This is a genomic window from Amycolatopsis sp. NPDC058986, from assembly GCF_042741125.1.
Classification (GTDB): Bacteria; Actinomycetota; Actinomycetes; order Mycobacteriales; family Pseudonocardiaceae; genus Amycolatopsis.
Genome location: NZ_JBHYJW010000029.1, coordinates 1 through 20,958 on the forward strand (window position 1 = coordinate 1; position 20,958 = coordinate 20,958).

Here is a 20,958-nt window from a genome sequence, read left to right on the forward strand (position 1 = left end):
CTCTCACACGATCATGGGACCTAGACACTCACATGATCAACAAGAGCCGTGCCCGCCCTGCAACCAACCCCAAAAGACTTTGCCGGAACCCTGCCCACCCTGGGGGCGACCCCGAAACCAGTCTACCGCCGGGGTACGACAAAACCCCGCGATCAAGGGCCGGCACCCGGATTCATCCACAACGCGAAACCCCTGTGGACAACTCACCCCGACGGTAGCGAAAGCGGCGTCAGAGCCCGTAGGTCTTCCCGATGATGTCCCGCTGCACCTCGCTCGTCCCACCGTACACAGTGGACACCACGGTCGCGCGCAGCAAGGCCTCCATGCCGTACTCCGTCGCGTACCCGTAGCCGCCGTGCATCTGCATCCCGTCCAGTGCCATGGCTTTCGCGAACTCGGTCGCCTTCAGCTTCGCCATCGACGCCTCGCGCGGGAACAGCTTTCCGGGATTCTCGTCGATCTTCTCGGCGACGTCGTGCACCAGCAGCCGCGTGCATTCCAGCTCGACGGCGTGATCGGCGAGGCGGTGCCGCAGCGCCTGAAAAGTCCCGATCGGACGGCCGAACTGCTTGCGCTCCTTGACATACGCCAGCGTGTCGTCGAACGCCCGCCGCGCGGTGCCGAGCATCACCGCGGCGAGGATCATCCGTTCCAGGTTCAGCCCGGCCATGAGCTGCCCCCACGCCTGGCCTTCGACCCCGACGACGGCGCCGGCCGGCAGCACGCAGTCGGTGAAGTAGAGGTCGTTGACCTCCTTGCCGCCCATGGTGTCGATGCCGTGCATCGTGAGCCCTTCGACGTCGGCCGGCACGACGAACATCGTGAGCCCGTCGTGTTTGCCGCCGCCGGTGCCGGTCCGCGCGACGAGCAGGATGTGATCGGCGATGTGGGCGTTGGAGCACCAGGTCTTCTGGCCGTTGACGACCCAGCCGCCGTCACGCTTCTCGGCCCGGCAGGTCAGCGCGCCGACGTCGGACCCCGCACCCGGTTCGGACATCGAGATCGCGAGCACCGAACCGTTCACCACCGCGGGCAGCAACGCGCGTTTCTGTTCCTCGGAGCCGAATTTCTCGATCGCCGCGGCCACAATGATCGTCGTGGTGAACCCGGTGATCGGCGCACGCCAGTATCCCGTCTCCTCCAGGAACAGGACGAGATCGACCATGCCCTGCCCGGAACCGCCGTACTCCTCGGGCAGCGAGATCCCGAGCCAGCCGAGTTCGGCGAGCTTGCCGTACAGCTCCCGGCTGTGCGGACCGTCCTTGGTGAGTTTCGCCCGCTGTTCGCGGTCCCCGGCCTCACGGCGGCAGAACGCGCCGAACGCGGAGACGAAATCCTGCTGTCCTTCGGTCAGCCGCAAAGCCATTGCCTTCCCTTCGGGCTAGACGAGCGGGCGCCCGGTGCGGATCCGCAGCCGGACGTCCCAGAGGTAGAAGTTGAACGGGAACTGCCGCAACGGCTTCGGCAGCCGCCGCACCACCGCGCCGATGGCCGCCATCAGCCGGTCGAACCGACGCTGCTGCCGCGAGGTCCACGAAAACCGCATCTGCTCCCGGAACTCCGGCGGCAGAAAGCCGATCGTCACGAACCTGACGAAGGGTCCAAAAAGGACACTCAGTGGTTTCGGCTGGAAGCGAAGTTCGGCGACGGCGGTGAGATGCTCACGGACGGTGTCGTCGATCGACACCCGTTTCAGCCCGTCCTGCCAGTATTTCCCGAATGCGTCCAAATCGGACGGCCAGCGGTCAGGCGGAACCTGCAGGGTGGTCCCGAACGTCGCCGAAGCGCGGTAGAACTCCTCCGCCAGCGCGCGATCGGGTTCGCCGACGAGTAGCCGATAGCTGTCCTCGAATCCTTTGTAGATACACGCCGCAACCCACAGCTGCAGCTCTTTGTCGAAAGCGTTGTACCGGACCGGGCTCGCGTCGGTCGAATACACCTGCGCGTGCGCCTTGTTGACCCCTCGCCGGAATGCCGCCTTGTCCTCGTCACTGCCGAGCGCCGCGACCGCCAGATAACTCAACGTCGTCCGGGTGCGCTTCGCCGGATGCTTGAACAGATTCCCGCTGTCCACCCGGCTTTCCACCACACCGTGGCCGACCTCCGGCCAGCTGAGCTGCATGATCACGTTCGCGCCACCCGCGAGGAACGCCGCCGCGCCGATGACGGCGTCGTCGAGGACATCCGTTCGTGTCGTCGTGCGCATCGGTGCGCCTCCCTGGCGGAATTCAGGACACGTTTCGCCTGCCATCCAGCTAACGCGCTTGTTGACGCCCTGTCAAGAGGTGCCGCTACAGCGGTAACGTCCGCCTCGCGAAATCGATCAGCGCCCGCCCCGCGGGGGCGATCGGCCCCTCCGCACGCCACGCGAGCGCGAGGCAGCCCCGCAGGTTCGGCCCGGCGACCCGCACCGTGCGTACCTGTTGCGCGTAGTACGCGGCGAGCGACTCCGGCACGATCGCCACACCGAGATTCTGCGCGGCGAGCTGCGCCAGCAGATTCGGGTCCCCGGCTTCGAAGGTGATCTTCGGTTGCAGTCCCCGGGACGCGAACCCGGCATCGAGCGCCGTCCGCAGCCCGGTCCCCTTCGGCAGGCTCATCAGCGACCGCTCGGCCAGCTCGGCGATCGTCACCTGCTTCCGCTCGGCGAGCGGATCGCGCGGCCCGGCGATAGCCACGAAGTCCTCTTCGCGCACCACCTTCGTCTCGATCCCCGACGGCGGATCACCGGCGATCCCGACCACCGCGACGTCGAGCTCGCCCTCGCGCAGCGACTCGATCAGCAGATCCGAATTCCCTTCCCGGAGCGTGATTTCGACCGCCGGATGCCGCTCGTGGAACATCGCCAGCAGCTCGGGCACCCGGACCGGCCCCGGCGAGGTCACCATGCCGAGCGCGACCTGGCCGCGGACCAGCCCGGCGAGCTCGTCGACGGCCTGCCGGACGCCGGCGACCGCGGCGAGCGCCGCCCGCGCGTGCGGCAACGCCGCCAGCCCGACGTCGGTCAGCCGCACGGACCGGCCGGACCGGTCGAGCAGTGGCTGCCCCAGCTCCCGTTCGAGCCTGCGGATCTGCGCGCTCACCCCTGGCTGCGCGACGTGCATCCGGGCGGCGGCCCTGGTGAAGTTCGCTTCCTCGGCCACCGCCACGAAGTACTCGAGCTGATGCAGTTCCATAAGTGTTCATTATAGCTAGTAGATGAACTAGATCTTGGACTTCTAGGTCGCGACTCGCGAAGCTGGAGGGGAACAAGGGAACGACAGGAGCAGGTCATGACGCAGGTTTCGGAGATCACGACGCTGACCGGGCAGGTGCACGGCCCGGTGTTCCAGCCCGGCCAGGACGGCTACACCGAGGAGGTCGCCGGCTTCCAGACGGGCGTGCCAAGCAGCCCCGCGGTGGTCGTCGGCGCGACACGGCCGGAGGACGTCGCCGCTGCGGTCCGGTTCGCGGCGTCGCACGACCTACCGGTCGCGGTGCAGTCCACCGGACACGGCCTGGTCACCGGCGCCGACGGTGGCGTGCTCATCAGCACCCGGCGGATGACCGGCGTCGAAATCGACCCGGCGACCTCGACCGCGCGAGCGGAAGCGGGCGTGCACTGGGGCGCGGTCATCACCGCGGCGGCCGAGCACGGACTGGCGCCACTGAGCGGGTCCGCCCCCGACGTCGGCGTCGTGGGCTACACCCTCGGCGGCGGTTTCAGTCTGATGGGCCGCAAATACGGCCGGGCGGCCGACCAGGTCCGCACGCTCGACGTGGTGACCGCGGACGGCGAACTCCGGCACGTCACCGCGGACACCGAGGCCGAGCTGTTCCAAGCTCTTCTGCTCGGCGGCCGCGACAACTTCGGGATCGTGACCTCGCTGGAGTTCGGGCTGGTGCCGGTGACCACGCTCTACGGCGGCGGTCTCTACTTCGGCCCCGAACACCTCGGCGACGTTCTGCGCGGCTGGCGCGACTGGGCCGCCACGGCGCCCGAGGAGGTGACGACGTCGGTCGCCATGGTCCCCATGCCGGATCTGCCGATGGTGCCGGAACCGTTGCGCGGCAAGCACATCGCGCAGATCCGGATCGCCTACCTCGGCGACGCGGACGCGGGCGAACGCCTCGTCGAGCCGCTGCGCGCGATCGGACCCCGGCTCATCGACTCACTCACCGAGATGCCGTTCACCAAGTCCGGCTCGATCGCCAACGAGCCGCCGCACCCGCACGCCTACCGCGGGGACAACACGACCACCCGCGAGCTGACCGACCCGATGATCGACACGATCCTGGAACTGGCCGGACCGGACGCGCCGGTCGAAACGGTCCTGCTGGTCGACCTGCTCGGCGGCAAGCTCGCCCTGGAGAACGACGCGGCGCGGTTCACCGTGCGCGCACTGTCCATCGTGGACAGCGAAACGGCGGGTGAGGTCAAGGCGGCACACGAGAAGCTGTTCACCGCTCTGCGTCCGTGGAGCACGGGCAAACTGCTCACGTTCGTCTACGGCGAGCACGACCCGCACGAGCAGGCGCCGGCGGCGTTCGGGGAACCCTGCCTGCGGCGGCTCACCGAGGTCAAGGCGAAGTACGACCCGTCGAACGTGTTCCGCCTCAGCCACAACATCCGTCCCAGCTGAGCGGCTACGCGGTCTCCGGCGCCCCCAGGAAACCGGAGACCGCGTAGTCACTTCTCCAGAACGACGACCGGGATGATCCGCTCGGTCTTCTGCTGATATTCGGCGAACTGCGGCATCTCCTCGGCCATCCGGGCATACAGCCGGTCCCGCTCCGGGCCTTCGGCATGGACGACGGCGGTGACAGGGAAGGCACCATCACCGAGATCGACCGTGACCTTCGGGTTCGCCAGAATGTTGTGGTACCAGGCCGGATGCTTGTCGGCACCGCCGTACGAGGCGATGACGACCATCCGCTCGCCGTCGCGCTGGTACGCCAGCGGCGAGATGCGCTCCTGACCGCTCTTCGCCCCGACAGTGGTGAGCAGCAGCAGGTCACGACCCTCGAACATCCCGCCGACCTTGCCGTGGTTGGCGCGGAACTCCTCGATGATCCCCTGGTTGAAGTTCTGGATCTCCTCCGACATCAGGCCTCCCCAGGGACACGATCGCCCGGATAGTTTTGATTTGCTTGCAAAACTACTTGCCTCCCCGCACCCTGTCAACGTCGTACTCATCGGACAGCAGCTGACGCAGGAACCACCTGATCTTCCCGGGTACCGCCGTCGACCCAGGTAGGCTCAAGTCGCTGGTGAGATGGTGGACGACGAACGCACCGAGGAGACAGGGGATCATGTCGACGGAGGCCGGACCGAGCGTCGAGGACGGGGTGCGTCAGCTGCTCCTGCTGATGCCACGCCTGATCGGCCGCGCGAAGCGGACTCCCGTACCGGAGGAGCTCAGCGGCCTCTCCCTGGCACCCCGGCATCTTTCCCTGCTGTGCCATCTCCTGTTCGACGGTCCGACGACCGTCACCGAACTCGCCGGGAAACTGGAGCTGGCACCCACCACCGCCAGCCTCATGGTCGGCGACCTCAGCCGCCAGGGCGTCCTCGAACGCACCGAGGACCCCGCCGACCGCAGGCGCACGATCGTCAGCATCGCCGAGGACAAGCGCTGCGCCGTCGATGCCTGGCTGGCCCGCGGCGCGCACGCGTGGACCCGCGCGCTGACCCCACTGTCCCCTGCCGAACGCAAGCTCGTGATCGACACCCTGCTCGCCTACGAACAGGACGTCTCCGGCTGCTGCCCGGAGTAGCCGGCGCTTTCAGCCCTCCCCACGTTTTTCGCGTGCGGCACGACGCTGCGCTTCGGCGCGCTCACGACATTTCCGGAGGAATTCCTCATCCGCCGCGGGATCCGTCGCGGCGAACCGCCCTGGACGGTTGTATTCGGGATACTCGGGCGCGTCCCTTTCGAAAAGCCCACGCGACGCCCGTGCTCGTCCTGCGGTCTGCGGCCGTCCGGCCACCAGCCAGACGATCGAACCGACCAACGGCACCAGCAGAACCAAGAGCAGCCACAGGCCTTTCGGCATGTTCCGGCACGACGACTCGTCCGTCACCACGACGTCGACCACGCAGAAAATCCACAGCCCGAGTGTGAGGAACCCGAGTAATCCATTGAAGTACCACATGGAAAGACCCTCCCAGTACGCCGGACCCTCCGCCGACGACGCGGTAAGTCTTAGCACAGGCCCCCGACAGAATCGTCTCGCACCACCGGAAGTGACACCGGGACGCGAATGTTCACACTCGGCTCGTAAGTGATTTCCCCGGGCACCACACGGAATCCGCGCAGTGCCGCGAGAATTCCCATGACCAGCGCGACCGCGTGCCCGCGACCGGGGCATTCCTTCGCGCCCGCACCGAAAGCGAGTTTCGCGGCCGCCAGATCCAGTGCGACGATCTCGCCGTCGACCACCCGCCGCGTCACCCGGACCGGGGGTTCGGCACCGGCCACACTTCCGCTCAACAGAGCCGAAGCCACCAGCCCGGCTGTCGCGTCGCAGGCTTGGATCAACAGGCCGATCCGCGCCGCGGCACGCTCGTCCGCGTCTGGGCCACAGGCCTCGACCAGCCGTGCGAGCGCGGCCTCCGCCTCCTCGTCCGGCTCGACATGCGGGTGATACGCCCGCGCGATCACGGCGACATCACGGGAAACGTCCGGCAGCCCCAACGCCTCCGCGAGCACCCCGACCGGCACCCGCCTGGCGATCAGGGCCATCACGTCCACCACCGGGCCCGTCTCGGACACGATTCCGCAAGTCCATTCAAAAGCCTTGTCACACAACGACTTCTCGTCGACCATGGCGAGTTCGGACAGCGCGAGCGCACGCCGCCGCGCGTGCGCTTCGCCGTTGCTGAACCGGGCGACAGCCGCCCGTAGCCACCGCACACCACTCGCGCCGTCCGGTACCGCGGGCACCTCCGCGGCCGGATCGGTCAGCACCGCGTGCACCTCGGCCCGCGTTGTCAGGGTTCTCATACCCGGGACGCTAGGCCGGGAACGCTTCGGCCTCCGCCGAACCGTGCCGGGCACGGAGCCACCCGGCCTGCGGACCCGCACAGGCCCGCGTCGCGCCGCTTCGATGTTCGTACCAACCGGCCTCGGTCACCCTGCCGTTCGGCAGCCGGTACGACGACGGACCGGGCACCCGGACAAGGCCGGCCGCCTCGAGCGAGCGGCCGCTCGCGACATTGCCGAGCTCGGCGCCCGCGCGCACCCGGTACAGCCCGAGATGCTCGTGCGCCAGCCGGACCCCGGCGGTGAACAGCACCCGGCCGACCCCGCGCCCGCGATAGTCCGGCACGAGATAGCCGCCGGTCTCCGGGCTGCCGTCCTCACCGCTGTGCACGCTGACCAGCCCGACACACCGCCTGGCCGCGACATCGATCGCGACGAGGTCGATCGACAGCGGATCCGGCGACGTCCAGTCCGGCCCCGTGCCCGGCACCACGCGCAACGCCTCGGCGCGTAACGGCTCGGCCACGATCGATTCGTCCAGCCAGCCGAGCCAGCGCTGCGCGGCCGGGTCGCTCCCGCAGGCGACAGCCGCGGCGTACTCCCACGCCGTCGGCGTCCGGAACAGGAATCCGGCCACCTCGAAAGCATGTCCGCGCGGGTCACACGTCCGCTTCGCCATCAGGCGACCACGGCGGGTGAACCGGTCGAAGAACACTACTTCCCCCTAGCAGCACGTCCGGAGAATGGTAACGAACCCGAAGCCCCGGTTGTTATGGTGGCCGGATGACGGTCGTACCGGAAGCAACCGAACTGGACGGGGGCGGCCGCGCCGCGCAACCCCGCCAGCTCATCGTGACGGTGTACGGCCTCTACTCGCAGACCGAGGGCGACTGGCTTTCGGTCGCCTCACTGATCGACCTGCTCGCCGCGCTCGGCGTCGACGAACCCGCCGTGCGCTCGTCCATCTCCCGCCTCAAACGACGCGGCATCCTCGAGGCGGTCCGCCGCGGGACGACCGCCGGATACGAGCTGTCCGGCCCGGGACGCGCGATCCTGCGCGAGGGCGATCAGCGCATCTTCCGCCGCGAACGCGCCAAGATCGACGACGGCTGGCTGCTCGCGGTGTTCTCCGTGCCCGAGGCCGAACGCCACAAGCGGCACCTGCTGCGCACCCAGCTGGCCCGCCTCGGTTTCGGCACCGTGTCCTCCGGCGTGTGGATCGCCCCGGCGCTGCTGCACGACGTCACCGAGCACACCCTGGGCGAACTGGGCCTTTCCGGCTACGCCGAACTGTTCCGCGCCGACCACATCGCGTTCGGCGAACTCGCCGGGAAGGTCCGCGAATGGTGGGACTTCGCCCAGCTCGACGAGCTCTACACCGCCTTCCTCGACGAGTACGGGCCCACCCTGCGCCGCTGGCAGCGCCGCAGGTCGGTAGCCGCCGACGAGGCGTTCACCGACTACGTCCGTGTCCTCACCGGCTGGCGCCGGATGCCCTACCTCGACCCCGGTCTTCCCGCCGAGCTGCTGCCGCCGGACTGGCCGGGGCTGCGCGCGAGCGACCTCTTCTTCACCCTGCACGCCCGGCTCGAAACCGCCGCGCGCGCGTTCGTCACGAGGACCGTCAGCGGGCCGGGATGACCGCGTAGCCCTGCACTTCCACCAGAGCCTCCGCATCCCACAACCGCGCGACGCCGATGCCCGCCATCGCCGGGTATTCCGTGCCGGCCAGCCGCCGCCACACCTTGCCGATCTCGCGGGCGTGTGCCCGGTAGTCGTCCATGTCGACGATGTAGATCGTGACGGCGCAGAGTTGTCCGGGCTCACCACCCGCCTCACGCAACGCCGTCAGCAGGTTCGACAGCGCCTGTTCGAACTGCGCCACGACGGTTTCGCCGACGATCTTGTTCTCCGCGTCCAACGCCGTCTGGCCGGCGAGGAACACGAACCGGCCCTCCGCCACGACGGCGTGCGAGAACCCCGATGGGCGGCCGAGTCCGGCCGGATTGACGCGCTCGATGACCATGGCGCTCAGCCTACGACATATTTCGCCTCCTTGACGGTCGTATCAACAGCGACATACTCTGACTGACGTGCGTATCGCGGTTCTCGGCGGCGGCCCGGCGGGGCTCTACCTCGCCGCGCTGGTGAAACAGCTCGACCCCGGTCACGAGATCACCGTGTGGGAACGCAACGCGCCCGACGACACCTTCGGCTTCGGCGTGGTGTTCTCCGACGAGACGCTGGGCGGGATCGAGCACGCCGACCCGGTGGTCCACGAGGCCATGCGTGCCGAATTCGCCCGCTGGGACGACATCGACGTCCACTACCGCGGCACCGTGACAACCTCGGGCGGGCACGGTTTCGCGGCGATGAGCCGCAAACGGCTGCTGGGCATCCTGCAGGAACGCTGCGCGGAACTCGGCGTCGACCTGCGCTTCCGCACTCCCGCACCGGACCCCGCCGCGCTGTCCGCCGGGTACGACCTCGTCGTGGCCGCGGACGGCGTCAACTCCGCCGTCCGCGAACGGTTCGCCGCGGCCTTCCGGCCTGAGATCGAAACGCGGCGGTGCACCTACATCTGGCTCGGCACAGACCTCGTGTTCGACGCGTTCAAGTTCCACGTCCTGGACACCCCGCACGGGATCATGCAGATCCACGGCTACCCGTACGGCCGCGACGGGAGCACGTTCATCCTCGAGATGCACTCCGACGTCTGGCGCCGCGCGTTCGGCCCGATCGCGGCGACCTCGCTCGCCCCCGGCGAGAGCGACGAGAAGTCGATCGAGCTGATCCGCGAACTGTGCGCGGACGTCCTCGACGGGCACCAGGTACTGGCCAACAACTCGAAGTGGACGGCGTTCGGCACGGTCCGCTGCGAGCGCTGGGTGCACGGCAACGTCGTCCTGCTCGGCGACGCCGCGCACACCGCGCACTTCTCCATCGGCTCCGGGACGAAGCTGGCCATGGAGGACGCGCTCGCACTCGCCGCCTGCCTGCACGAACAGTCCACTGTGGACGACGCGCTCGCCGCCTACGAAACCGAGCGGCGGCCGGTCGTCACCTCGACGCAGCGCGCCGCGCAGGCCAGCCTCGAATGGTTCGAGAACCTCGGCCAGTACACCCATCAGGAACCACCGCAGTTCGCGTTCAACCTGCTCACCCGCAGCCGCCGCGTCACCTACGACAACCTGCGGCTGCGCGATCCCGAGTTCACCGCGGAACTCGACACCTGGTTCGCCGGACGGCTCGGCACCGACGTCGCGCCGCCGATGTTCCAGCCCTACCGGATCGGCGAACTGGAACTCGCCAACCGCGTCGTCGTCTCCCCGATGGACATGTACTCCGCCGAGGACGGGGTGCCCGGCGACTTCCATCTCGTCCACCTCGGCGGCAAGGCGCTCGGCGGCGCCGGGCTGGTGATGACCGAGATGGTGTGTGTCTCCCCGGAAGGCCGGATCACCCCGGGCTGCGCGGGCCTGTACACGGCCGAGCAGGAACGCGCGTGGGCCCGCGTCGTCGGCTTCGTGCACGGCAATTCCCCGGCGAAGATCGGCGTCCAGCTGGGGCATTCCGGGCGCAAGGGGTCGACCAAGCTCATGTGGGACGGTATCGACGAGCCCCTGCCGGAAGGCAACTGGGAGGTCTGCGGTCCGTCGCCGATTCCTTATACCGCAAGGAATCAGACACCTCGCGAGCTTTCGGCCGAGGAACTGGGCGAAATCCGCGAGCAGTTCGTGAACGCCGCGGCGAGCGCCGCGCGGGCCGGGTTCGACCTGCTGGAACTGCACTGTGCGCATGGGTATCTCCTGTCCTCTTTCCTGTCACCGTTGACCAACCACCGCACCGACGAGTACGGCGGATCACTCGAGAACCGGCTTCGTTTTCCGTTGGAAGTCTTCGACGCGGTCCGCGCGGTCTGGCCTGCCGAACGGCCGATGACCGTGCGCATTTCCGCGACGGACTGGTGTGAAGGCGGGATCGACACCGGGGACGCCGTCGAGATCGCCCGTGCCTTCGCGGCACACGGGGCGGCGGGGATCGACGTGTCCACCGGGCAGGTGGTCAGCGAGGAGAAGCCGAAGTTCGGTCGGAGCTACCAGACACCATACGCCGATCGGATCCGCAACGAAATCGGGGTGCGGTATCCGATCGCGGTGATCGCTGTCGGCGCGATTTCTTCCTATGACGACGTGAATTCGCTGATCCTCGCCGGCCGCGCGGACCTGTGCGCGCTCGGCAGAACGCATCTCTATAATCCACAGTGGACACTGCACGCCGCCGCCGAACAGGGCTACCGCGTTCCGTGGCCGAAGCCGTTCGCCGCGGGAAGCCGGAAACCGCAGAGCGGCCGGACGGACGGACCGCCGCCTCGGCTCGAACTCGTCCGCTCGGGCGTACCGGGTACCGCGCACGCCCGCTGGCGACCGGAGGAATCACGATGAGCGCCTTCGCACTCGACGCCACCCAGAAAGCCTTCGCCGCCGAGGTTCGCGTCCTCGGCGCGGAACGGCTCCGGCCGCTCGCCGAGTCCGGTGTGGACGGTTCGGTGAACCGGCCGCTGCTGGAAACCATGGGCGAACTCGGCCTGCTCGCCCGGCTGTTCCCCGGTGTGTCGGGCGGGAACCCGACCCGTCAGGCCGCGGCGACCGAGCTGTGCATCCTGCGCGAAGCACTGGCGACCCAGTGCACCGAGGCCGAGACGGCACTGGCGTTGCAGGGCCTCGGCAGTTATCCGGTGCTGCAGTCGGCCCGTGACGAACAAGTACGGAAATGGCTGCCCGAGGTCGCCGCCGGGCGCGCCGTCGCGGCGTTCGCCCTCACCGAGCCGGACGCCGGTTCCGACGCCGCCGCCTTGTCGCTCGCGGCCGAGCGCGACGGCGACGGCTGGCGGCTGACCGGCGAGAAGATGTGGATCTCGAACGCGCCGGAAGCCGATTTCTACACGGTCTTCGCCCGCACCACACCGGGTGCGGGCGCACGCGGGGTGAGCGCGTTCGTGGTGCCCGCCGACCGTCCCGGGCTCTCCGGCGAACACCTCGAACTGGTCAGCCCGCACCCCATCGGGACACTCCGTTTCGACGGCGTCCCGGTACACCGCGACGAACTGCTCGGCGAGGAGAACCGCGGCTTCGCCGTCGCCATGCGGACGCTGGACCTGTTCCGCCCCAGCGTCGGCGCGTTCGCCGTCGGGATGGCGCAGGCCGCGCTGGAGGCCGCCGTCGAGCACACCGGGCAGCGCGTCGCGTTCGGCGGCCCCTTGGTACAGCAGCAAACCGTCGCGCACACACTCGCCGAAATGGCGACCCGCACCGAGGCCGCGCGGCTTCTCGTCTACTCCGCGGCCGCCGCCTATGACGCCGGAGAGAAGAACCTCGCCGGGCGTGCGGCGATGGCGAAGCTGTTCGCGACCGAAGCCGCCCAGTACGTCGTCGACGCCGCCGTCCAGCTGCACGGCGCGCGGGCGCTGCGGCGCGGGCACCTGCTGGAGCACCTCTACCGCGACGTCCGCGCGCCGAGGATCTACGAGGGCGCCTCGGAGATCCAGCGAACGATCATCGCGCGAGAACTGGCCGCCGGGCGGGTCGGCGCTCCAGCCACCACTGACTGACGACGAGCAGCGTGAACAGGCTCAGCGCGGCCGAAGTCGCGGACGAGACGTCGGTGAACCACTGGTCGTTGCCGCCGAACCTGGTGTCCTTCCCCGACCCGATGGCCATGAACACGAACGGCCCGTAGAACCGGGTCAGCAGGGTGTTCATGGCCATCGCGAAACTACGGATCATCCACTTCCGATGCTCGCCGAACCGGCGTTCCCGCGCCGCCTTCCACCCCGCGACCGTGAAGCCGAACCACAGCGACGCCGCGATGACGTCGAGCGTCGAAGTCGCCGGGCCGAACGGGCTCATCGCGCCGATCGTGCCCGCCATCAGCGCGGACGGGATCGCCCCGGCGAACACGTAGATCCGGCCGACGCGGCGATGGCCCACCGGATGCTTCCGGCGGAACCACGGCCAGATCTGGAGCAGGACACCCACGATCGCGACGGTGCCGAAAAGGACGTGAGCGACGAGAAACCAGTAGTGCGCGGCGAATCCTTCCGGTGCCGGGACACGCGACCGAGCCGGATCCATCGCCAGGTACGGCGGCAGCGAATACGCGAGGAACGCCACGACGAGCACGGCGAGCGGGCCGACCCACGGCCGTCTCCACCATCGCTTCGCCCGGGGTGTGGTTTCCGCCGGCGTCACCTGTTCAGGTGAGGTTTCGAAATCCGTTCCGAGTGCCATCCCCCAGGACCTTTCCCTTGCCCGCCAAGGAACTTTTCTCCCGAGGCTAGGGCGCGCGGCCGGGCCGGACCATCGGGTGAGCCACCCGGCTCCGGGTAGGGCTGCCCCCACCGAGCCCGAAATCGTCGTACCCTCGCTCTAGCGTTCGACGCATCGTGAACCGTCCTGAGTCATCCCCGATCCGCTGCCCGTCCGGGCACCAGCCGGGTCTGTCGCGAACCCCCTTCCGCCGCCGGCCCGTGCCGGCTCGATTCCCCTGGGGAAATCATGACCGTTCTTCCGTTCCGCCGTAGCGCCCTCGGTCTCGAGGCAAGCCCCGAGACCCCGAAACCGGACGGCTGCTGGCACGGCCCGATCTGGCTGTCCTCCGCGCGGACCGATCCGGCCACCTACGCGGCTTTCCTCGACGACGCACCGAAAACCGGCTTCTGGCCACTCGTCGTCCAGACCGCCGTGGAGGCTTTCGACGGGGCGCGCGCCCGTTCCGGGAGCAGACCTCTCGATCAGGAGGACCCGATACGGCTGGATCCCGCCGAAATCCTCGCGTGCTGGTGGCGGGCAGGCCAGCACGCGTTCCCGGCGGCACGGTTCCCCGGCCTCGTCCGGCGCTCCACCGCGCGGCGGGATCCGTTGCTGTACGCGATGCACTGCGGCACCGAACTTCTCATCCGTGACGGGGGCAGGCTCGGCCTGGCGAAGGTCCGGCTGTCGGCCGACGTGCCCTTCCGCATCGGCTGGCCGGGCGCCGGCCTGGTACGCGGCAAGGCTGACGCGGTGGCCGCCGTGCTGGGCAGCTGGGAACACCGCTTCGGTACCCGGCTCGTCGGCCTCGGGAGCACCGACCTCACCCTGTCCGTGGCCGCGCCCCCGACCACGTTGAACCGCGCATTGGCCGTCGCGGCCGAACATCGCGCGTTCTGTCCGCGGATCTGCGGCGAGGATCAGGAGGCCTACGCCCACAGTCTCCTCAACCACCACATCTGGCGGCTCCGATGGTCGTGAGCGCGGTCCTCCGCCGCCGGGCGCTAATCCAGCAGACGGCGAGCCACGATGTACCCGGACGCCCCGTTGACGCCGTGGCCCGGCCAGGTCGCGGCGCCCAGCATCCACAGCCCCGGGATCGGGGTGTGATGCGAAGGCTGCGCGGGAAGTGGCCGGAAAAGGTAGCTCTGCGCGAGATCGTGGCTGCCACCGTACGGATCGCCAGGGCCGCAGTTGCGGTTGGCGCGCGCGAGGTCGTCCGGCGCGATGACGTGCACGGCGAGGATCGCGTCCGGCAGGTTCGGCACGTGCCGGCCGGCCACCGCCAGCACCCGGTCCGTGAAGGCCTTCTTCACCTCGTCCGTCCACCCGTCACCGGCGTCGATCTCGCCCGCCGCGTCGCCACGCGGACGCGTCGGCACGTCAAGCAGTTGCAGGCGCGCCACCGCCTTTCCCGGCGGGCACCGACTGCTGTCCACAGTGGACGGAACGTCGAGGGCGATGGTCGGCTCGGCGGGGAGCAGGTCCCGCGTCGCCTCGTTGACCGAGCGCGACAACGCGTCGAGCCCACCGGTCAGATGGGGTTCACCCGCGCTCGCCAGCCGCTCGTCGGCGAACCGGGGCGGTTCGGAAAGCGCCAGGTGCAGCTGGAAGCAGCCCCTGCCGTAGCGATAGCGGCCGGCCTGGCCACGGATCACCGGCGGCACCGCTTCGGGCGCGTCGGCGAGCAGTTCGAGATACAGCTGATCCGGATTGACCGAGGCCAGTACGGCGCGCCGGGCGTGCACGATCTGCCCGTCCGTCACGCGGACTCCCCTGGCGCGGCCGTGCTTGAGCAGGATCCGGTCGGCTCGCCGTCCGGTCCGCACCTCACCTCCGTGCTTCTCGATCAACTCCGTCAACGTCTGGGCGAGCCGTTCACTGCCCCCTGCCGGGGTCGGCATCCCGGCCATGCCCAGCGCGACCTGGACGAGGATCACCCACAGCGCGCTGTTCACCTCGTCCGGACCGCGGCCGAGATGCAGGGCCCACGGGGCCAGGAGGCCGCGCAGCACCGGCGAGGAGAAGGTCCGGGTGAGCAGTTCACGCGCGGTGCGGGTGAACAGGTGCGCGAACTCGGAGAAGCCGCCGTCCTCGTCGTGCAGGAGCCGGTGCAGGCGGCGGCGGGCGGCCTTGGTGTTCAGGTCCGTGCCCATCAGGGCGAACACCGGCTGGATGTACGGCTCGAAGTCCTTGAGCAGCTTCGCGAACGCCTGCCCGTCGCCCGGTGCGAGACGTTCGGCCTCGGCCACGTTCTCCTCGACGGAGGAGGAGAGGACGGCGCTGCCCTCGCCGGGCATCGAGACTCCGGAGAAGTACCGCGGCTGCCGGTATTCGAGGCCCAGTTCGGTCAGCTCCGGGCCGAGCGCGGCGTAGGCGGGGCCGCCGGTGAACAGGGGATGCGCCGAGGAGAACACGTCGTGCCGGAAGCCGGGGAGCGTGAGCTCCTCGGTCCGCACCAGGCCACCGGGACGGTCGCGCTCCTCCAGTACCAGCACACTCCAGCCGTCCCTGGCCAGCATCGCTCCCGCGACCAGCGCGTTGTGCCCGCTGCCGATGATCACCGCGTCCCACGAGTCCATGGTCGGCATCCTGGTGGCCCGGCAGTCCCGGTCACCAGGGACCGCGGTCCCGGATCGCCCCGATCCGCCGGTGCCCCGCAGCACCCCGCCGAAAACCGCCAACGAAACGCTTGCCCACCTGGTTTAGACCATGCATACTTTGTTGCCGAGCACAACAAAACCCCCGGTTTGCTCGCAGAGAGGCGACAAAGATGTCCATCTCACGCTCCCTCCGGCGTCCTCGCTGGGCGGCCGCACTGGCCGCCGGCGCCGTCCTCACCCTCGGCCAGGCCGCGCTCCCCGCCACCGCTCCCGCATCCGGGGCGGGTACCGGCACCGCGGCGGCCGCCACGTTCACCGACGACTTCGACGGCCCCGCCGGAGGCGCGGTCAATGGCTCGAAGTGGCACTTCGAGACCGGCGACAACGTCAACAACCACGAGCGGCAGTGGTACACCTCCGGCACGAACAACGCGGCGCTGGACGGCCAGGGGCACCTGGTGATCACCGCGCGCAAGGAGAACCCGGGCAACTACAACTGCTGGTACGGCCGCTGCCAGTACACCTCGGCACGGCTGGCCACCCAGGGCCAGTTCACCCAGACCTACGGCCGTTTCGAATCGCGGATGAAGCTCCCCCGCGGACAGGGCATGTGGCCCGCGTTCTGGATGCTCGGCAGCGACATCGGCAACGCCGGTTGGCCGAACTGCGGCGAGATCGACATCATGGAGAACATCGGCAAGGAGCCGAACACCGTGCACGGCACCATCCACGGCCCCGGCTACTCGGGCTCAGGCGGGATCGGCGCGCCCTACAACGGCCCCAACTTCTCCGACGGGTTCCACACCTTCGCCGTCGACTGGGCACCCAACTCGATCCGCTGGTCGGTCGACGGGAAGGTCTACCAGACCCGGACCCCGGCCGACCTGCACGGCAACCGGTGGGTCTTCGACCACCCCTTCTACCTGCTCCTGAACCTCGCGGTCGGCGGGTACTGGCCGGGTGACCCGGACGGCGGCACCCAGTTCCCGCAGCAACTGGTCGTCGACTACGTCCACGTCACCACCGGCTAGCGCGGTACCGCCGGGGCGATCACCGGGCTGGGCGGAAGGCAGGCGAACGGGCTTGGGCTCATTCCGCCGACGGCATTTCCGCCCGGCCCGAGCCCATGACGACAACCACCGACCACAACTCCGCGAACGCCGCCGCCGTGGATCCGGCCCCGCACCGGCGGGTCGGCCAAAGGATCGGGCCCCGGCTCGGCCGGGGCCCTGCGTTCCCGCTGGGGGCGTCCGGAACGCAGGGCGGCCGTGGCAGGACCTCTCGACTGATCCATAGCCACGCTAACCATCAGGCGGGCCGAGCACGCCGCCACGCCGCCGGTTCGTCCCCCACGCGGACGATTCGTGCCCCTTCGGGCAATCTCCGGCGTTCCTACTCGGCCGGCTCGGCCCCGGCGGCACGCTCGCGGAAGGCCTCGACGAGTTGCTGTTCGGCGTCGCCGAGGTACTTCTCGAGCAGCGCCTCCGCGGCGGCACCGTCCCCGGCCTCGATACGGTCGAGGATCTGGTGGTTGCGCTTGAGGTACGGCTCATGGAACCGGCGCGGGTCGGCCATCATGTGGAAGGCCAGCCTCAGCTCGGCGCAGACGCCCTCCATCAGCTCCTTGATCCGCTCGCTTCCGCTGATCTCGGTGATCTCGGCGTGGAAGCGGATGTTCGCGGTGCCGAGGTCCCGCCATCGGCCGCTCTCCTGCGCGACGTCGCCGTCGGCGACCGTCCGCGCCAGCCTCGCGAACGTCGCGGGCTTCTCCGTGATCCCCCGGACCGCGGAACATTCGACGAGCTTGCGGACCTTGTAGAGATCGACGACATCGGCTTCGCTCAGCACCCGGACGAAGACACCGCGGTTGAGTTCGTGGCTCAGCAACCGCTCGTGCGTGAGCAGCCGGAACGCCTCGCGCAGCGTGTTGCGGGAGACCCCGAGCGCGGTGCCGATGTCCAGTTCGGACAGACGGACACCGGGCAGGAAGTAGCCCTCCGCGATCCGGGTGCGCAGCACGCCCGCGACGCGTTCGGCCGTGCTCGTGCGGCCGAGCAGGCCACGATCCGCTTCAAGCCCCTGGCTGCCGCCCTCGATGACCACGTCATCGATCCTACGCGCGGTCACGAGAACGATAAAATCAGAGTCTTGTGGGATTGTTCAACGATCCCTACAGTGACTAGGCGAGTCAGAAAGTGTGAGCCATGCCACGATGAGCACTCACCTGTGAGGTCCCGATGAACGCGATTGCCGACACCACCACCACGAAAGATCGCCCTTTCGCCTGGTTACGCAGCCTCGGCCCGAAGGGCAGGCGCGCTTTCCTCGGCGCGTTCGGCGGCTATGGGCTCGACTCGTTCGACTACCAGACGCTGCCGCTGGGGCTCGCCGCGATCATGGCCTACTTCGGCATCTCGTCCGGGCAGGCGGGACTGCTCGGCACGACGACCCTCGTCGTTTCGGCGATCGGCGGCGTCGGCGCGGGCATCCTGGCCGACCGCATCGGCCGCGTCCGCACGCTCCAGCTCACGATCGCCATGTACACGATCTTCACCGTGCTCTGCGGGTTCGCGCCGAACTTCGAGACGCTGCTGGTGTTCCGCGCGCTGCAGGGTCTCGGCTTCGGTGGTGAATGGGCGGCGGGCGCCGCGCTGGTCGCCGAGTACGCGCAGGCACGGTACCGGGGCCGGACCGTCGCGTTCGTGCAGAGCGCGTGGGCGGTCGGCTGGGGTTTGTCGGTGGTCGTCTACACCGTCGTGTACAGCATCACCGGCCCCGATCTGGCCTGGCGCGTCATGTTCTGGGCCGGCGTCATCCCGGCGCTGCTGGTGCTGTGGCTCCGCCGCAGCGTGCAGGACGCGCCGCGCGCGGCAGAACGTCGCACGTCGACCCGCGAGCGCGGCGCGCTGCTTCGGATCTTCCGGGGCGACCTGGCCCGCACCACGCTCTTCGCCTCACTGCTGGCCACCGGCGTCCAGGGCGGCTACTACACGCTCAACACCTGGTTGCCGGCGTACCTGAAGAACACTCGCGGGCTCAGCGTCATCAACACGGGCGGCTACATGGCGTTCCTGATCTGCGGCGCGTTCATCGGCTACGTCTGCGGCGGATATCTGACAGACCTGTTGGGGCGCAAGAAAACCTTCCTGCTCTTCTCCGTGCTCTCCGCGGTACTGATCGTCGCGTACGTGCAGATCCCGGCCGGCGCGAACGGCCTCGTGCTCGTGCTCGGTTTCCCGCTCGGCTTCTCGATGTCCGCGATCTTCAGCGGGTTCGGAGCCTTCCTCGCCGAGCTGTACCCGACCGCGCTCCGCGGCACCGGGCAGGGTTTCACCTACAACTTCGGCCGCGCGGTCGGCGCGGTGTTCCCGGGCCTCGTCGGGTTCCTCGGCGCCGGCGGTGGCATCGTCATCGGAGCGGCCGGTTACGTCCTCGCGGCGCTCGCGCTGCTCGGCCTTCCCGAAACCCGCGGCCGCGAACTGCTCGCCTAGGAGGTGCTTGACGATGACGACCTACGACGACCCGGCGACGTTGACCCCCGCCGAAGCACGCGCGGTGTTCCGCACCGGCACGGAGCGCCCGACGACGGGCTGGGCACGCGGCTACACCCAGACGAACCTCATCGCGGTGCCCGAGGACTGGGCCTACGACGTCCTGCTGTTCTGTCAGCGCAATCCGCAGGCCTGCCCGGTACTGGATGTGAGCGATCCCGGCGATCCAGGCAGCAGGCTCGCCTCGGACGCGGATCTACGCACCGACCTGCCGCGCTATCGCGTCTGGCAGAACGGCGCGCTCTCCGGCGAGGTCTCCGACGCCAGCGGACTGTGGCGCAGCGACATGGTGGCCTTCTCGATCGGCTGCAGCTTCAGCTTCGAATCGATACTGGCCGCCGAGGGCATCCCGCTGCGGCACAACGACCAGGGCCGCAATGTCGCCATGTACGTGACGAACGTCGAATGCGAACCGGCGGGCAGGCTGCACGGGCCGATGGTCGTCTCGATGCGGCCGATCCCGGAAGACCGCGTCGGCGACGCCATCCGGCTCACCCGCGCGATGCCCGCGGTGCACGGGGCGCCGGTGCACGTCGGCGATCCGCGTACGCTCGGCATCGAGGACCTCGACCGGCCGGACTTCGGTGACCCGATCGACGCCGAGCCCGGCGACGTCCCCGTGTTCTGGGCGTGCGGGGTGACCCCGCAGGCGGCCCTGATGGCCTCGCGGCCGCCGTTCGCGATCACGCACGCACCCGGCTACATGTTCATTTCCGACCGGCTCGACAGCGAATATCGGGTGGACTGATGGATCTCAACAGCGATCTCGGAGAAGGTTTCGGCGCCTGGCGGATGGGCGACGACGAGGCGATGCTCGACATCGTCACCAGCGCGAACGTCGCGTGTGGTTTCCACGCCGGGGATCCCGGGGTGATGCGGCGCGTGTGCGCGCTCGCGGCCGAACGCGGCGTGACCATCGGGGCGCATGTCGGCTACCGCGACCTGGCGGGTTTCGGCAGGCGGGCACTGGACATCACGCCCGAGGACCTGGCCGACGACGTGCTGTACCAGATCGGCGCGCTCGACGCGTTCGCGCGCGCGGCGGGCAGCCGTGTCCGGTACGTCAAGCCACACGGGGCGCTCTACAACACCGCGGCGGTCGACCCGGATCAGGCCGCCGCCGTGGTCGAGGCACTGCGCCGGTACGACCCCGGTCTCGCGCTGCTCTGCCCGCCAGGCTCGGAAATGCAGCGCCAAGCCGAAAAAGCGGGCATCGCGAGCTACGCCGAGGCGTTCGCCGACCGCGCTTACACCCCGGAGGGCCGCCTGGTGTCGCGCCGGGAGCCCGGCGCCGTACTGCACGAGGCGGACGCCGTGGCCGAACGCGCGGTCGCCATGGCCACCACCGGCACAGTGTCCGCTGTGGACGGACAGGTGCTCGCGCTGAACCCGGCTTCCCTGTGCGTGCACGGTGACACCCCGGGCGCGGTGGAGCTGGCGAGGCGGATTCGTGACGGGTTGACCGAAGCCGGGGTCAAGCCCGCACCGTTCGTGCCCGCCGGATGACCGGGAAGAACGTGGAAGTCCA

20 protein-coding genes and 1 pseudogene are annotated in these 20,958 nt (G+C 69.2%); 10 read left to right on the forward strand and 11 right to left on the reverse strand.

What is annotated here, in order from left to right; translation table 11 throughout:
• Positions 1-229: 229 nt before the first annotated feature.
• From ACFW0G_RS24475 to ACFW0G_RS24485, 3 genes are all read right to left on the reverse strand, one after another.
• The gene (locus ACFW0G_RS24475; RefSeq protein ID WP_378327703.1) at positions 230-1,366 is read right to left on the reverse strand and encodes an acyl-CoA dehydrogenase family protein; all 1,137 of its coding nucleotides are present in this window, start codon (positions 1,364-1,366) and stop codon (positions 230-232) included.
• Between the two features lie 15 nt (positions 1,367-1,381).
• Complete coding sequence (locus ACFW0G_RS24480; protein WP_378327704.1) at positions 1,382-2,206, reverse strand: oxygenase MpaB family protein; 825 nt, start codon at positions 2,204-2,206, stop codon at positions 1,382-1,384.
• Positions 2,207-2,291: 85 nt separating this feature from the next.
• Positions 2,292-3,176, reverse strand: coding sequence for a LysR family transcriptional regulator (locus ACFW0G_RS24485; protein WP_378327705.1), 885 nt, complete (start codon positions 3,174-3,176; stop codon positions 2,292-2,294).
• Positions 3,177-3,272: 96 nt separating this feature from the next.
• Here ACFW0G_RS24485 and ACFW0G_RS24490 point away from each other — a divergent pair, with 96 nt between their 5' ends.
• Positions 3,273-4,622: an FAD-binding oxidoreductase gene (locus ACFW0G_RS24490; protein ID WP_378327706.1), complete on the forward strand. Its 1,350-nt coding sequence runs from the start codon at positions 3,273-3,275 to the stop codon at positions 4,620-4,622.
• Positions 4,623-4,669: 47 nt separating this feature from the next.
• On the opposite strand, the gene ACFW0G_RS24495 is transcribed toward ACFW0G_RS24490, so the two are convergent.
• A complete protein-coding gene (locus ACFW0G_RS24495; RefSeq protein WP_378327707.1) occupies positions 4,670-5,086 on the reverse strand; it encodes a nitroreductase family deazaflavin-dependent oxidoreductase in 417 nt (138 codons plus the stop codon).
• Positions 5,087-5,292: 206 nt separating this feature from the next.
• Here ACFW0G_RS24495 and ACFW0G_RS24500 point away from each other — a divergent pair, with 206 nt between their 5' ends.
• On the forward strand, positions 5,293-5,757 hold the full coding sequence (locus ACFW0G_RS24500; RefSeq protein WP_378327708.1) for a MarR family winged helix-turn-helix transcriptional regulator: 465 nt from the start codon (positions 5,293-5,295) through the stop codon (positions 5,755-5,757).
• A gap of 9 nt (positions 5,758-5,766) precedes the next feature.
• Here ACFW0G_RS24500 and ACFW0G_RS24505 read toward each other — a convergent pair whose 3' ends face one another.
• From ACFW0G_RS24505 to ACFW0G_RS24515, 3 genes are read right to left on the reverse strand one after another with little or no spacing between them, the layout of a single operon-like run.
• Complete coding sequence (locus ACFW0G_RS24505) at positions 5,767-6,135, reverse strand: PLDc N-terminal domain-containing protein (RefSeq protein ID WP_378327709.1); 369 nt, start codon at positions 6,133-6,135, stop codon at positions 5,767-5,769.
• Positions 6,136-6,185: 50 nt separating this feature from the next.
• Positions 6,186-6,986, reverse strand: coding sequence for a hypothetical protein (locus ACFW0G_RS24510; RefSeq protein ID WP_378327710.1), 801 nt, complete (start codon positions 6,984-6,986; stop codon positions 6,186-6,188).
• 10 nt (positions 6,987-6,996) lie between these two features.
• Positions 6,997-7,602 (reverse strand): GNAT family N-acetyltransferase, encoded by a 606-nt coding sequence (locus ACFW0G_RS24515; RefSeq protein WP_378327711.1) that lies wholly within the window; start codon positions 7,600-7,602, stop codon positions 6,997-6,999.
• A 146-nt stretch (positions 7,603-7,748) separates the two neighbouring features.
• Here ACFW0G_RS24515 and ACFW0G_RS24520 point away from each other — a divergent pair, with 146 nt between their 5' ends.
• Complete coding sequence (locus ACFW0G_RS24520; protein WP_378327712.1) at positions 7,749-8,606, forward strand: PaaX family transcriptional regulator C-terminal domain-containing protein; 858 nt, start codon at positions 7,749-7,751, stop codon at positions 8,604-8,606.
• Here the strand turns inward: ACFW0G_RS24520 and ACFW0G_RS24525 are convergent.
• Positions 8,590-8,991, reverse strand: a complete 402-nt coding sequence (locus ACFW0G_RS24525) for a RidA family protein (protein ID WP_378327713.1) — start codon at positions 8,989-8,991, stop codon at positions 8,590-8,592. The genes ACFW0G_RS24520 and ACFW0G_RS24525 overlap by 17 nt on opposite strands.
• A 67-nt stretch (positions 8,992-9,058) precedes the next feature.
• On the opposite strand from ACFW0G_RS24525, the gene ACFW0G_RS24530 reads away from it, so the two are divergent.
• Positions 9,059-11,410, forward strand: a complete 2,352-nt coding sequence (locus ACFW0G_RS24530; RefSeq protein ID WP_378327714.1) for a bifunctional salicylyl-CoA 5-hydroxylase/oxidoreductase — start codon at positions 9,059-9,061, stop codon at positions 11,408-11,410.
• A complete protein-coding gene (locus ACFW0G_RS24535; RefSeq protein WP_378327715.1) occupies positions 11,407-12,576 on the forward strand; it encodes an acyl-CoA dehydrogenase family protein in 1,170 nt (389 codons plus the stop codon). The genes ACFW0G_RS24530 and ACFW0G_RS24535 overlap by 4 nt, the downstream gene beginning before the upstream one ends.
• On the opposite strand, the gene ACFW0G_RS24540 is transcribed toward ACFW0G_RS24535, so the two are convergent.
• On the reverse strand, positions 12,521-13,216 hold the full coding sequence (locus tag ACFW0G_RS24540; RefSeq protein ID WP_378327716.1) for a DUF2306 domain-containing protein: 696 nt from the start codon (positions 13,214-13,216) through the stop codon (positions 12,521-12,523). The genes ACFW0G_RS24535 and ACFW0G_RS24540 overlap by 56 nt on opposite strands.
• Positions 13,217-13,522: 306 nt before the next feature.
• Between ACFW0G_RS24540 and ACFW0G_RS24545 the strand changes: the two genes are divergently transcribed.
• Positions 13,523-14,257 (forward strand): DUF4253 domain-containing protein, encoded by a 735-nt coding sequence (locus tag ACFW0G_RS24545; RefSeq protein ID WP_378327717.1) that lies wholly within the window; start codon positions 13,523-13,525, stop codon positions 14,255-14,257.
• A 23-nt stretch (positions 14,258-14,280) separates the two neighbouring features.
• Here the strand turns inward: ACFW0G_RS24545 and ACFW0G_RS24550 are convergent, their stop codons facing one another.
• Positions 14,281-15,858 carry a phytoene desaturase family protein gene (locus tag ACFW0G_RS24550; protein WP_378327718.1) on the reverse strand — a complete coding sequence of 526 codons (1,578 nt, stop codon included), beginning with the start codon at positions 15,856-15,858 and terminating at the stop codon, positions 14,281-14,283.
• Positions 15,859-16,049: 191 nt separating this feature from the next.
• Here ACFW0G_RS24550 and ACFW0G_RS24555 point away from each other — a divergent pair.
• A pseudogene (locus tag ACFW0G_RS24555) lies at positions 16,050-16,907 on the forward strand (family 16 glycosylhydrolase); the annotation flags it as partial.
• Positions 16,908-17,271: 364 nt separating this feature from the next.
• Here ACFW0G_RS24555 and ACFW0G_RS24560 read toward each other — a convergent pair.
• Complete coding sequence (locus tag ACFW0G_RS24560; RefSeq protein ID WP_378327806.1) at positions 17,272-17,937, reverse strand: GntR family transcriptional regulator; 666 nt, start codon at positions 17,935-17,937, stop codon at positions 17,272-17,274.
• Positions 17,938-18,116: 179 nt separating this feature from the next.
• On the opposite strand from ACFW0G_RS24560, the gene ACFW0G_RS24565 reads away from it, so the two are divergent.
• Genes ACFW0G_RS24565 through ACFW0G_RS24575 form a run of 3 tightly spaced genes read left to right on the forward strand, consistent with a single transcriptional unit; the run spans position 18,117 to position 20,936 of the window.
• The gene (locus ACFW0G_RS24565) at positions 18,117-19,370 is read left to right on the forward strand and encodes an MFS transporter (RefSeq protein WP_378327719.1); all 1,254 of its coding nucleotides are present in this window, start codon (positions 18,117-18,119) and stop codon (positions 19,368-19,370) included.
• Positions 19,371-19,383: 13 nt separating this feature from the next.
• Positions 19,384-20,178 (forward strand): putative hydro-lyase, encoded by a 795-nt coding sequence (locus ACFW0G_RS24570; RefSeq protein ID WP_378327720.1) that lies wholly within the window; start codon positions 19,384-19,386, stop codon positions 20,176-20,178.
• Entirely contained in the window at positions 20,178-20,936 is a 759-nt protein-coding gene (locus ACFW0G_RS24575; RefSeq protein WP_378327721.1) for a LamB/YcsF family protein, read from the forward strand. The genes ACFW0G_RS24570 and ACFW0G_RS24575 overlap by 1 nt, the downstream gene beginning before the upstream one ends.
• The last annotated feature ends 22 nt before the right edge of the window (positions 20,937-20,958 follow it).

What these genes read in the sequence shown, in the direction of transcription:
- ACFW0G_RS24475 (WP_378327703.1), bottom strand. Translation starts at nt 1,366, where the DNA reads ATGGCTTTGCGGCTGACCGAAGGACAGCAGGATTTCGTCTCCGCGTTC.
- ACFW0G_RS24480 (WP_378327704.1), bottom strand. Translation starts at nt 2,206, where the DNA reads ATGCGCACGACGACACGAACGGATGTCCTCGACGACGCCGTCATCGGC.
- ACFW0G_RS24485 (WP_378327705.1), bottom strand. Translation starts at nt 3,176, where the DNA reads ATGGAACTGCATCAGCTCGAGTACTTCGTGGCGGTGGCCGAGGAAGCG.
- ACFW0G_RS24490 (WP_378327706.1), top strand. Translation starts at nt 3,273, where the DNA reads ATGACGCAGGTTTCGGAGATCACGACGCTGACCGGGCAGGTGCACGGC.
- ACFW0G_RS24495 (WP_378327707.1), bottom strand. Translation starts at nt 5,086, where the DNA reads ATGTCGGAGGAGATCCAGAACTTCAACCAGGGGATCATCGAGGAGTTC.
- ACFW0G_RS24500 (WP_378327708.1), top strand. Translation starts at nt 5,293, where the DNA reads ATGTCGACGGAGGCCGGACCGAGCGTCGAGGACGGGGTGCGTCAGCTG.
- ACFW0G_RS24505 (WP_378327709.1), bottom strand. Translation starts at nt 6,135, where the DNA reads ATGTGGTACTTCAATGGATTACTCGGGTTCCTCACACTCGGGCTGTGG.
- ACFW0G_RS24510 (WP_378327710.1), bottom strand. Translation starts at nt 6,986, where the DNA reads ATGAGAACCCTGACAACGCGGGCCGAGGTGCACGCGGTGCTGACCGAT.
- ACFW0G_RS24520 (WP_378327712.1), top strand. Translation starts at nt 7,749, where the DNA reads ATGACGGTCGTACCGGAAGCAACCGAACTGGACGGGGGCGGCCGCGCC.
- ACFW0G_RS24525 (WP_378327713.1), bottom strand. Translation starts at nt 8,991, where the DNA reads ATGGTCATCGAGCGCGTCAATCCGGCCGGACTCGGCCGCCCATCGGGG.
- ACFW0G_RS24535 (WP_378327715.1), top strand. Translation starts at nt 11,407, where the DNA reads ATGAGCGCCTTCGCACTCGACGCCACCCAGAAAGCCTTCGCCGCCGAG.
- ACFW0G_RS24545 (WP_378327717.1), top strand. Translation starts at nt 13,523, where the DNA reads ATGACCGTTCTTCCGTTCCGCCGTAGCGCCCTCGGTCTCGAGGCAAGC.
- ACFW0G_RS24550 (WP_378327718.1), bottom strand. Translation starts at nt 15,858, where the DNA reads ATGGACTCGTGGGACGCGGTGATCATCGGCAGCGGGCACAACGCGCTG.
- ACFW0G_RS24565 (WP_378327719.1), top strand. Translation starts at nt 18,117, where the DNA reads ATGAACGCGATTGCCGACACCACCACCACGAAAGATCGCCCTTTCGCC.
- ACFW0G_RS24570 (WP_378327720.1), top strand. Translation starts at nt 19,384, where the DNA reads ATGACGACCTACGACGACCCGGCGACGTTGACCCCCGCCGAAGCACGC.
- ACFW0G_RS24575 (WP_378327721.1), top strand. Translation starts at nt 20,178, where the DNA reads ATGGATCTCAACAGCGATCTCGGAGAAGGTTTCGGCGCCTGGCGGATG.